Origin of the sequence: Chryseobacterium sp. JUb7 (assembly GCF_024806495.1) — a bacterium.
Taxonomy (GTDB): Bacteria; Bacteroidota; Bacteroidia; order Flavobacteriales; family Weeksellaceae; genus Chryseobacterium.
The window spans coordinates 306,603-317,934 of sequence record NZ_JANUFF010000006.1; the positions used below are offsets into that span (position 1 = coordinate 306,603).

At 36.1% G+C, this 11,332-nt stretch carries 11 protein-coding genes; 1 reads left to right on the plus strand and 10 read right to left on the minus strand.

Translation table 11 applies throughout. From position 1 onward, the window contains the following. Positions 1–334: 334 nt before the first annotated feature. Entirely contained in the window at positions 335–1,210 is an 876-nt protein-coding gene (locus M2373_RS13630; RefSeq protein WP_259111596.1) for a pirin family protein, read from the minus strand. A gap of 410 nt (positions 1,211–1,620) precedes the next feature. On the opposite strand from M2373_RS13630, the gene M2373_RS13635 reads away from it, so the two are divergent. Continuing rightward, complete coding sequence (locus tag M2373_RS13635) at positions 1,621–2,730, plus strand: serine hydrolase (RefSeq protein WP_259111597.1); 1,110 nt, start codon at positions 1,621–1,623, stop codon at positions 2,728–2,730. A 123-nt stretch (positions 2,731–2,853) separates the two neighbouring features. Here the strand turns inward: M2373_RS13635 and M2373_RS13640 are convergent, their stop codons facing one another. The 9 genes from M2373_RS13640 to M2373_RS13680 form a co-directional block, all read right to left on the minus strand. Beyond that, positions 2,854–3,438 carry a Crp/Fnr family transcriptional regulator gene (locus tag M2373_RS13640; protein ID WP_259111598.1) on the minus strand — a complete coding sequence of 195 codons (585 nt, stop codon included), beginning with the start codon at positions 3,436–3,438 and terminating at the stop codon, positions 2,854–2,856. 9 nt (positions 3,439–3,447) lie between these two features. Beyond that, complete coding sequence (locus M2373_RS13645; RefSeq protein WP_259111599.1) at positions 3,448–3,759, minus strand: hypothetical protein; 312 nt, start codon at positions 3,757–3,759, stop codon at positions 3,448–3,450. 162 nt (positions 3,760–3,921) lie between these two features. Then, the gene (locus M2373_RS13650) at positions 3,922–5,532 is read right to left on the minus strand and encodes a Na+/H+ antiporter (RefSeq protein WP_259111600.1); all 1,611 of its coding nucleotides are present in this window, start codon (positions 5,530–5,532) and stop codon (positions 3,922–3,924) included. Positions 5,533–5,619: 87 nt separating this feature from the next. Further along, positions 5,620–6,240, minus strand: a complete 621-nt coding sequence (locus M2373_RS13655) for an alpha/beta hydrolase (protein ID WP_259111601.1) — start codon at positions 6,238–6,240, stop codon at positions 5,620–5,622. A 3-nt stretch (positions 6,241–6,243) separates the two neighbouring features. Continuing rightward, positions 6,244–7,197 carry a VOC family protein gene (locus M2373_RS13660; protein WP_259111602.1) on the minus strand — a complete coding sequence of 318 codons (954 nt, stop codon included), beginning with the start codon at positions 7,195–7,197 and terminating at the stop codon, positions 6,244–6,246. Between the two features lie 59 nt (positions 7,198–7,256). Next, positions 7,257–7,553 (minus strand): GNAT family N-acetyltransferase, encoded by a 297-nt coding sequence (locus M2373_RS13665; RefSeq protein ID WP_259111603.1) that lies wholly within the window; start codon positions 7,551–7,553, stop codon positions 7,257–7,259. A gap of 113 nt (positions 7,554–7,666) precedes the next feature. Further along, positions 7,667–8,599, minus strand: a complete 933-nt coding sequence (locus M2373_RS13670) for a ring-cleaving dioxygenase (protein WP_259111604.1) — start codon at positions 8,597–8,599, stop codon at positions 7,667–7,669. 352 nt (positions 8,600–8,951) lie between these two features. Further along, a complete protein-coding gene (locus M2373_RS13675) occupies positions 8,952–9,488 on the minus strand; it encodes a hypothetical protein (protein ID WP_259111605.1) in 537 nt (178 codons plus the stop codon). Beyond that, the coding region (locus tag M2373_RS13680; protein WP_259111606.1) for a hypothetical protein at positions 9,481–11,332 on the minus strand (1,852 nt) is incomplete at its 5' end. The genes M2373_RS13675 and M2373_RS13680, both read right to left, overlap by 8 nt.

Sequence of the window (11,332 nt, forward strand, 5' to 3'; positions counted from 1 at the left end):
TTATTTATTGTATTGATATTTAAAACTTGTTGAAGTATTTGTTTGATTTTGATATGACAAATTTAGGGCGATCAGAAACCCTGCACATTTAACTAGTTTAATAAATCAATTTTTTCTAAAAATTTTTTTAATATTTTTAATCTATAATTAATCATATATTTATTGCGTTAATTAAAACAAGAATTAATAAGAATAAACCACCTAATAATCAAATACTTAATATATGACAAAAACTTCTCTAATTTTCGCATAAAAAAGACCCGGATTAAAAAATCCGGGTCTTCAAACCACACTATATTTCACTCTAAAAAGAGTACTTGTTTAATTTTTTTTATCACATCGTCATCGGCACTTCCATTAACAGAATTTCGGTTCCTTCTGATGTTGCTTTTATTTTCAGATCTGTAATATCCCAAACACCGAAACCGTCTCTCTGTTCTAACTGCTGACCTTCGATTTCTGCATTTCCTTTTAAAATAAAAGCATATACTCCATTTCCCTTTTTCCTGATCTGGTAGTTGGTTTCGATATTATTCTCAAAACTCCCCAGATGAAACCAGGCATCCTGATGAATCCAAACTCCATCGTCATCAGCATTCGGAGATAATATTTGTTGGAATCTGTTTTTGCTTTTTGTTTTATCTAATGTGATCTGATCATATCTCGGACTCACATTTCTTTTATTTGGATAAACCCAGATCTGAAGGAATTTAACTAAACGATCTGTATTTTTATTGAATTCGCTGTGCATAATTCCTGTTCCGGCGCTCATCACCTGAATATCACCACTTCTGATAATGGCCGAATTTCCCATACTGTCTTTATGCTCCAGATCTCCTTCCAACGGAATGCTGATAATTTCCATATTGTCGTGAGGATGGGTTCCGAAACCTCTTCCCCCTTCCACTTTATCATCATTAAGAACTCTCAATACCCCGAAATGCATTCTTTCCGGATTATGATAATTGGCAAAACTGAATGTATGATTGCTCACCAGCCAGCCATGATCTGCCCTCCCTCTTGAATCTGCTTTATGAATCACCGAATTATCTTTTATTTTTGACTCAGGATTGGGTAAGTGATTGTATCCGATCGGCTCCAGCGGCTCGATTTCGTCGATCTCATTTTTCATGGTATTCCCCAGTGAAGCTGATGCCACAAACATTCCTGTTCCCAATAAGCCTTTTTTTAAAAAATCTTTTCTGTCCATATCTATTTGATATTTATTCGTTATTGATAAGGCAAATTTAAGAAGAGCGAAAATGCTGCACATTTAACTAGTTTAATAAATTGAATTTTTTGAAAATAATTTTATTCTATTTATTGGAACTCTCAAAACACAAAACGTTTTAAGCTTCAAAAACACTTCGACAAGCTCAGTGTGGCAAAAGATTTTCATTACCCGTTGTGCATTTTGTGAAATTTTAGTATTAGATTCCTCGGTTCGAGTGTTTTTTCGTAACAAACTGGAGAAAAAATTCATCTTCAAAATTACAAACTTCTCGATACGATTTTTTTTCAAAAATCCACTCGAAGTGACGAAAACAAATTAAAATGCACAACGGGTTTTCATTATAATATTGTACTTTATAATCATCATTTTACATTAATTTTGTACGCATGAAAAAGTTTTACGGCCTTCTTTTATTCCTTTTTGCATCATTATTTCTGACTGCACAAAATATGGAGGGAAAAATTAAAAAACTGGTAGATTCTGTTTATCACGCAAATCCGGAAGCTGTTGGTTTTAATGTATTTGTAGAATCTCCTGATCAGAATATTCACTTCGGATATGCAACAGGATATTCCGACAGAACATCCAAAACAAAATTATTAACCGGGCAGCCCGTACTCATTGCGAGTACCACCAAACCTTATGTTTCAGCGACAATATTAAGATTGGTTGAAAAAGGAAAAATAGATATCAGTCAGCCTATTAAAAAGTGGCTCAGCACGAAAACCAATACCACTCTTGCCAATGCGGGCTATGATATAAACGACATTACTATAAAACATCTCTTATCACATACTTCCGGTATAAGGGATTATGTGGATGAAGGATATTTTAAATTTATCGGCGAAAATAAAAAATATGAATGGACAAGAGACGAACAGATTTCACGCGCTGCAAGCCTTGGAAAACCATTGTCAAAAGCGGGAGAAGCTTTTAAATATGCAGATATCAATTACATTTTACTCACAGAAATTATAGAAAATGTAAGTCATGAACCGTTTTATACTGCCATCAGAAAATTCCTTAAATTCAAAGAGCTTAAAATTAATAATACGAGGTTTGCCAAGCTGGAAGCGGTTCCCGTAAAGTCTTTACCGCAAGCTCATCAGTATTGGGATGAATTTGGTTGGGATACTCTGGAACTCGACCCTTCATGGGATCTTTATGGTGGCGGCGGAATCGTATCCACAGAACAAGATATAGCTCTGTTTTTCCAATATCTTTTTAATGGAAAGATTATTAAAAACAAAGCTATTTTAAAAATGATGACGCAAGATGTTCCCCCTAATCTTGAGATTAACTATTGTTTAGGCATAAGAAAAATAAAATATTCCGGAATTTTAGGATATAACCACGGAGGCGGGCTGGGAACCGATTTAATCTATATTCCCGCCTTAAATGCGTCCATCGCTGTAGCCTCATCAGAAGCTACGCATCGTCCTAAAGCTGTAGAAATCAGTAAAGAAATTGTACGACTGCTGAATTTGGAAAAATAACTGTGGAGACCCGAAGTTTGAAGAGGGAGGCCGAAAATGACTACTAAAAGCTTTTAATCAGATATTTTCAACAGTATAACTCTGGAAGTAAATGACTTACAACCTCTCTCTTCCAGTCTCTACCTACTTCTCCTTTGAAGCCAGCCGTTTTCTGATCGTACTCACAAATTCTTTTGAAACTCCAAGATAAGAAGCAATATAATACTGTGGAACTCTCTGAGGAATGCTAGGATATACTTTTACAAATTCTAAATATCGGTCTGACGCACTTTTTGAAATAGTATTCACCAATCTGTTCTGAAGCGTTGATAAATTTCGCTGTACCAACATTCTGAAAACCCTTTCGAATTTCGGATATTCTTTTAATAATTTTTCTTTCGTGGCAGGATTCAGCATATAAATTTCCGAATCTTCCAGTGTTTCAATATATAATTTTGAAGGTTTCTGCTCCTGAAATGATGCAATATCACTCGTCCACCAATCTTCAATGGCAAATAATATGGTCACTTCAAAACCATTATCATCAAGATAATACACTCTCACACAGCCTTTCTGGATGTAGCCCTCAAACTGGCAGACCTCTCCCTCTCTTAATAAAACTGTTTTCTTTGGAATCGTCTCACACGTGAGTAAATCTGTAAAAAATTTTTCTTCTTCCTGGCTAAGATTAATGAATCGTGTTACGTTTTTGATGATATTTTCGAACATAAATTAAGTTTACGGCTGCAAATTAGGGAAAAGTGCGTAAACTTCGTTCTTTAAAAGCCCACTTCCTCCGCCATAATGGTCTATTACCTTCACTTCCTGGTCGGAATTTTCACAAAAAACTTTGATGTCCTTTTCAAACTGTTCTTCCAGTCCTGAGCTCAGCAATACAATATCTACCTTATTTTCTTTGATATAATCATAACATGGCGATTCTTCACTTTTTATTTCAGCTTTCCAGCCTTCATTATTTTCAATGATTCTTTTTAAGGTATCTAGTATTTCCTGATTTTTTCCGATAACGAGAAATTGTAATGTTTTCATATCTGTTTTGGGTTAAGGGTTACTGGCTGGTAGTTGATGGTTTTTAGCTTTAATTAATTTTTCAAATCTGCACTTTGTGTGTATTGTCTTCAACCAAAGTCATTATTGACAGTATTTGTAACGATAAACAAGCAACTGACAACCATCAACTGGCACCGCTCTTTACAAATGTTTATTCCCTGTAATTTTTAATTCATTTAAATCCAGCTGAGATTCAGCTCGTCTGATTTCGTCATCACTAAACTGTTTCTCTCTTTTTATTTTAAACAATTCTTTTCGCTGCATGGCAAAAATATCGAGCATGATCTGATGATATTCCTTTAAATCATTCTGCCTGTTGGTACACATTTCCAGAGAACTCAAATGACCTTCCTGAACAGAAATATCATTTTCAATTGTATTTTTAAAATTTTCAACCAAACTGTTACTATTCAGATTTGCTTCATATTTTTCATTTAATCTGTTCACTGCAAGGTTATCCAGCCTGATCTGAATAGCAGCCTGCTGTTCGTGTGATGGCAAAATATCATCTATTTCTCCGATTTTCGTTAATTTAATAATCAAAGGAAGTGTCAGCCCCTGAAAAACCAAGGTTACAAAAATAACAACGAACGTAATGAAGATAATTAAATTTCTCATCGGAAACTGAGCCTGATCATTCATCATTACCGGAATCGACAATGCTGTTGCCAGAGAAACCACACCACGCATTCCTGCCCAACCGATGATTAATGGATTTTTCCATCCTGGACTTGGGTCTTTCCTGACCTTTTTGCTCAGCCATCTCGGAATGTGGGCAACCGGATAAATCCATAACAGGCGGACAACAATAACGATTAAGCTTATAATTAAACCATATTTAATCCCGTCCATCAGGGAGGTTTCTCCCAATCCGCTGATAATGTCGGGAAGTTCCAGTCCTATTAGCACAAAAACCAAAGCATTCATCACAAAAATCAGGGTATTCCAGACTCCGGTCATGTTGATTCTCGTTGTTCCCGTCTTAAAAATCTCATGTGAACGGAAAGACATGAATAGTCCTCCACTTACCACTGCCATTACTCCTGAAAAGTGAAAATGTTCAGCACTTAAAAATAAAATATAGGGTGTCATGACCGTTAAAGCAGCGTCTATCGCCGGAGTTGTCGGTAAAAACCTGTGAATGGCATAAAAAATATGAGCTCCCACAATTCCAACCACGACTCCCATTCCGGCCACCAGAAAAAACTGCCCCGTCGCTTCCTGCATTGAAAACATCCCTGTCATTACCGCTGCCAAAGCAAATCTGAAAACAATTAATGATGAAGCATCGTTGATCAAACTTTCACCTTCCAACATTGCGACAGTTCGTTTCGGAACTTTCAAACCTTTCAAAACGGTGGTAGCGGCTACAGCATCCGGTGGTGAAACAATTCCACCCAATAAAAAACCTAAGGCCAGTGTAAACCCGGGAATCAATGCCTGAGAGGCAAAAGCTACGACCAAAGAGGTCAGAAATACCAATCCGAAAGCCAGTAATCCAATGGTTCTTTTCCATTTCCAGAAATCGTTCCATGAAGTATACCATGCCGCTTCATATAAAAGCGGAGGCAGAAAAATTAAAAAGATAATTTCCGGATCAAGCTTTAACACCGGAACTCCCGGAATTAAACTGATTCCCAATCCCGCCAGTACCAAAAAAATGGGATAGGCAATTTTGATACGCTGTGCCAGCATAACCAACATCATTACGATGAGTAAAAGTCCTAATATTAAGAGTAGTTGTTCGTGCATAGTTTTTTATTTAGAAGCTAGATGTTAGAAATTAGTTTGATAATTAACATCTTTATCTTTTAATAATGACATTCGTATTTAATAAGTTTATTTAAAAATCAACTGATTAGCCAATTCGATTTCTTCTTCATTTATCGAATGTCCGAAGTTAGCATATATTTTTTCTGTAACATCAGCATTCATTTCCCTTAGAATATTGGCTGTAGCATAAACTCTTTCTACAGGAACATGGAAATCGGGATTGCTCGTTCCCAAAAAAACAGGGGTCTGTGCAAAATCTCCTGAATAATTTTCACGATTGATTTTATCACCAATAACACCGCCAATAATGGCTGCTGCTCCACCAAACTGCTGAGCATTTCTCGCTAAAAACTCCAGAGTAAGACAGGCTCCCTGTGAAAATCCGAAAAAATAGATATTTTCTGTTTTAATTCCTGCTTCTATAGCTGTTTTAACTGTTTTTTCGATCGTCTCAACAGCGGATGACAACCAAGGTTCATTTTGTTTGACAGGAGCCATGAAAGAAAAAGGATACCAGGTGCCGTTTGTTGCCTGAGGAGCCAACAGCGCATAATCATTTACGTTTAAATGCTGTGACAAGCTCAAAATATCCTGTGCACTTCCGCCTCTTCCATGGATCATAATTAAAGCTTTTTCAGCCTCATTCAATGATTTCCCGCCCGTTTTTATATCTAAAATATGACTCATTTTTTATCTGTATTTTTCTGTTGGATAATTAATTTTTGAGAGTACACCATCCAGATGTTCTCTTTTTTCTTCAAACTGCATAGGAAGGCTTAAATGCTCACCTAAAGAAGCGAATTCTTCATCTACATCGAATCCCGGACCTGAAGTCGCGATTTCAAATAAAACACCGCCCGGTTCTTTAAAATATACGGAAGTGAAATACTTACGGTCCTTCACTTCGGTATGTTCCAGCCCGAATTTGTTTAGTTTTTCAATCATTTCAAGCTGAGATTGCGCATCCGCCGTTGCAAAAGCAACATGGTGAACGGTTCCTCTTCCTGCCAAACCTTTCAAAACATTGGGCGTGCACAGCAAATCCACATATTTTCCCGGAATATTATCTGTTCCGAATCTGAATCTGTCTGAACTTTCAGCAATGATCTGATGATCCATCTGTGTAGTCAGCAACGCCGCCGTTCGTTCGTACGCATCTAACCAGATTTCTACATGATGAATTCCTTTGATGGCATAATCTTTTGGAATAAACCCATTATAATATCCTTTTCTATCATCCTTATCATTAAAAACCAGTTCCAATCCCAATCCGTCAAAGTCTTCAAGATAAATAAAAACTTCACCGGAAAATCTCTGCTGTGGTTGTTTGTAGGGAATATTAAATTGATCAAGTCTGTTCAGCCAATAATCCAGTGCATCTATTGAAACTGAAAATGCCGTTGTATTCAGCATTCCTTTACCATGTCTGCCGTTTACCAGACTTTTTCCATATGGGAAAGTAGTCATGATCGTTCCGGGAGTTCCAAATTCGTCTCCGAAATAGAAGTGATAAACATCGGAATAATCAAAGTTGACGGTCTTTTTTACCAACCGAAGCCCTAACACTCCGGTATAAAAGTCTATATTTTCCTGTGCATCGCCGGTGATAGCAGTTACGTGGTGAAGTCCTGTAATGAGTGACATAGTTTGTTGTTGTTTTGTTAACTAATAGATTTTAATATAAAAATGGTACGTTATTTTGATTATTCCTGTTCTTTCAGCCACACGTCATTATATTCTTCCGGATTGCGTTTGAATTGTGCGTGAACGTAAGGACATAACGGTACAATTTTCAGCTCATTTTCTCTTGCATAAGAAACCAGTTTTTCCAGTAATAATTTTGCAAAACCTTTTCCGGCATATTCTTCATTAACTTCTGTATGATAAACGGTTAATTTCTTCCCGATTACCGAGATGTCCATTTTCCCTGCTTTGTTCTCATCTGAAAAAAGCTGAACTTCTCCTCTTACATTTCCTAAAACTACTTTTGTTGTTTCCATTGTATTATTTTTTTGCTTATTGCTTATTGCTTATTGCTTATTGCTTATTGCTTATTGCTTATTGCTTATTGCTTATTGCTAAGATATATAGTTTACTAAAATTGGGTAATGATCTATGATAACTTCGGCAGGACTTCTTCTATTTTTTCACGTAATCCTTCATGTTGTTTTGGAAGCTTTAAGTTTTTTCCTAATTCATTTAAAGGTTCATCAACAGTGAATCCCGGATTATCAGTTGCAATTTCGAACAGAACACCACCCGGTTCGCGGAAATAGAGCGAGTAGAAATAATCTCTGTCTATTTTCGGAGTGATACTCAACCCTGCAGACATTACTTTTTCGCGGAATTCCATTAAAACCTGATCATCTTTCACTCGGAAGGCTACGTGGTGATTGGTTCCTGCTGCATTTCTTCCTGTCGGTATTTTATCGTTTTCAATGATGTCAACAAGATTGGCTGTTTCAATCGCATCGGTTGCAAAACGGTATCTCTCTCCCTCCTGTTTTTGTAAATCATATCCAAAAATATCTGTCAAAACTTTAATAGTAGGATCTGCTTTTTTCAATGTCAGTGTTATATTGTGAAAGCCTTTTAATGCATTCTCTTCTTTAATATCATCTGTTGTCCAGACTTTTCTGTCGTCCGGAGCAGAAGACTCAATAAACTGAAGCTGCAAACCATCCGGATCTTTAAATGAAATTAATTTTTCACCAAAAATCTCACCTTCTTCAACATTCACATTGAATTGCTGCAATCTGTTTTTCCAGAAATCCAAACTTCCTTTTGGAACCGAATATCCGATGTGAGTAGCCAGTCCGCTTCCGTTGGTTCCTTTTCCTATCCCTTCCCAAGGAAAGAAAGTCAGGATCGTTCCCGGAGTTCCTTCTTCGTTTCCAAAGTAAAAATGATAAGTTCCCGGATCATCGAAGTTGACGGTCTTCTTTACTAATCTTACCCCTAAAACCTGAGTATAAAAATCTAAATTTCTTTTGGCGTTATCTGCAATCGCTGTGATATGGTGCAGTCCTAAAATTCTATTTTCCATTTTCTTTTTGTTTAATTTTGATATGACAAATTTAGGCTGATAAAAAAACCTGCACATTTAACTAGTTTAATAAATGCTCGGAGCTTCATTTTTTTGAATAAATGTTGATCTGATTATTTTTAATTATTGCTCAATTCACAAAAGCATACCTGATAATCAATAATTAAAAAAAACACTTCTACAGGCTCAATGTGACAAGATTCTACAATAAACAAATTATTACCCGCATTGTCAGACTGAGCCTGTAGAAGTCTTAGTTATTTAACCTGATTACGATGTAATATTTACGCTAAAAAAATAAAAAGCCCTTTTAAATACTAGATTTAAAAGGGCTGATTTTACTCAAAAAAAATTATAATTGCGATTGATCGCTAAGAATAAGCTGAACGTCATTTTCTTTTAATAAAGTTCCGTTTCCTACTCTCATTGAATCTAGTTTAAACGTTAAGTAGTAAGTATTATTCGCTTTAAACCAAAGATATATATGTGAATCTGTTCCTACATACTGTCCTGCAGTAATTGCTGTAGATGCATTCACATGGGTTTTATTATAAATCAGACTTCCTGATGGCTGATAACAATACCCTACCCAAGTAATATCAATGATATCCGATCCGTAATAATCATATCCTGTAGCTTTAAGATGAAACATCGAGCTGTGTGTATTGACTTTGTAAGGTAATTTTATATGAAAAATTTTATCTGCATCATAGTCAGTTGTAAAAAATTTTAAAATTCCCTCTCTCGTGCTTCCAACATCTTCTGGTTTTATAAAATCCGGATTATCTATATGAACATAGCTATCGAGCATATCTTCAAACTGCTTTTCCGTAGGTCTTTTTCCTGCTTTGAAAAATTCTTTTAATTCTGTAATGAATCTTTTAGGCATGATTGACTATTTTTTTAAGGTTTTCAATTTCCTTATTCTGAGAAATCAGATAAAGAGTGAGTTCTTCGATTTTCTGAAGAAGTTTAATCTGGAAGTTTCCGATTTCCACTCCATTTTCTGTCATTTCTTTTGCAGAAGGAATTTCAGGAAGATGATTTTTTTCAGAAATGAATTTTTCTACATCCTGAATTGGTTTTAAATTATAGTCGGATGCGAAAACAAAATCGGCAGTCGGAGTTTGAGTAATAACGACATCTTTTGCCTCAAGTTTACCATATAAAGCCATATTTCCGTTATCTGCCAACACTAATCTCGGTCCATAATTTCCATTATCGAAATAATTCCAGAATTGAAGACCATTTCCATAGTCACCTCCCATGTTATAAATCGCCCATCTTCTTGCTGTATTGGCAGGTTTACTATCATTTATTAAAAAGACAGAAGCACCTTCTGGCTCAGAAGATTGGGAAGTAATAACTCCATGCACGTGAAGTTTTGATGCAGGATTTGCTATACCGATTCCTACATTTCCGCCTTTGGGATTTAAAGCCAGATTGTAAAATGTATTTGCATTATTGAAATCTTGTGGCTGAATCCAGCCGTAAGAAGACTGAATATTCATCCCAAAATCAAAAACTTCTCCATATCCCTCATCACTAGGCTGAAGTCTTAACAGGGCTGTTGAATTTTGTCCATTCCCAGGACCGGTTCCTCCCGATCCTTGCGTTCCTCTGATTGTCAATAATTGTGTAGAATTAGAAGCTTGCACTCCTATAGATACATTCCCATTGGGAGCAATATTCACTCTTGATGCGCCATCTGTTACAAAGTTGATTCCTCCTGAAGTCGTATTAAAATTCAGTCGGTTATTAATGATATTCAAATCACTGTAAGATCCGTACATAAATCCATTTCCCGAATATCCTGAGTTTAATTCAAAGTCAGCAGTGTTATGGTATTTTAATCGAATTTTGTTACTTCCCCCAGCCGCATCACTTCTATCAAACATCGCTGAAACATAATTCATATTTCCTAGGGACTGTTTTTCCTGTACATGAAGCTTTGCTTCCGGCAAATCTGTACCTACTCCTACTTTCGCATCTCTGGTAACCTTTAAGGCAACCTTTGCAGAATTTGATGAGAATAGATCTCCTACCACCATACTCCACTCATGTGTCATAGGTTGTAATCCAATGGATGAGGGATCATTTCCTTTATTATTAAGAGCATTCCATGCATAGTTTTTATTAATAGATCGTACTTTGATTACAACTGACATATTGCCAGTTGTAACTCCAAGTATTTTTGTAGCTCTTATACGAAATCTACGGGAAGATCCATTAACATCAATTGTAAAGCCTGCTGCGTTTACATCATCTACATAATTATTTTTGTTTATTGTTCCACACTCTCTCCATATATTGGGGTTTGAGTGCGAAACTGAAGCAAGATGTGTAGCAGCTGAAGCAATACTGTCTCTCGTATATGCTATTGATATTTCATAATATCCGCTGGCACTAGCCATTTCCGGGAAAAACTCTAAAAACTCTACATAATCTCCGACTTGATAGCCTGACGGAAAATCAAGATGAGTTGTATATTCTGATGTTTGCAAATTTCTGATAGCATCATCTTCTAAATGCGCATAGCTATCTAATAAGTCTTCAAACTGTTTCTCAGTAGGTCTTTTATTCGCTTTAAAATATTCTTTTAATTTTGTGATTGGTGTTATTGCCATAATGTTTAGTTTTAATTTTTCCTTTACAAATTCGGTCTCACGACAAAAGTCTGCTCGATAATCATTCCGTCGGTACCATCTGTGGAGATGCCTCCGATTTCTGAGT

What these genes read in the sequence shown, in the direction of transcription:
- M2373_RS13630 (WP_259111596.1), bottom strand. Translation starts at nt 1,210, where the DNA reads ATGGACAGAAAAGATTTTTTAAAAAAAGGCTTATTGGGAACAGGAATG.
- M2373_RS13635 (WP_259111597.1), top strand. Translation starts at nt 1,621, where the DNA reads ATGAAAAAGTTTTACGGCCTTCTTTTATTCCTTTTTGCATCATTATTT.
- M2373_RS13640 (WP_259111598.1), bottom strand. Translation starts at nt 3,438, where the DNA reads ATGTTCGAAAATATCATCAAAAACGTAACACGATTCATTAATCTTAGC.
- M2373_RS13645 (WP_259111599.1), bottom strand. Translation starts at nt 3,759, where the DNA reads ATGAAAACATTACAATTTCTCGTTATCGGAAAAAATCAGGAAATACTA.
- M2373_RS13650 (WP_259111600.1), bottom strand. Translation starts at nt 5,532, where the DNA reads ATGCACGAACAACTACTCTTAATATTAGGACTTTTACTCATCGTAATG.
- M2373_RS13655 (WP_259111601.1), bottom strand. Translation starts at nt 6,240, where the DNA reads ATGAGTCATATTTTAGATATAAAAACGGGCGGGAAATCATTGAATGAG.
- M2373_RS13660 (WP_259111602.1), bottom strand. Translation starts at nt 7,197, where the DNA reads ATGTCACTCATTACAGGACTTCACCACGTAACTGCTATCACCGGCGAT.
- M2373_RS13665 (WP_259111603.1), bottom strand. Translation starts at nt 7,553, where the DNA reads ATGGAAACAACAAAAGTAGTTTTAGGAAATGTAAGAGGAGAAGTTCAG.
- M2373_RS13670 (WP_259111604.1), bottom strand. Translation starts at nt 8,599, where the DNA reads ATGGAAAATAGAATTTTAGGACTGCACCATATCACAGCGATTGCAGAT.
- M2373_RS13675 (WP_259111605.1), bottom strand. Translation starts at nt 9,488, where the DNA reads ATGCCTAAAAGATTCATTACAGAATTAAAAGAATTTTTCAAAGCAGGA.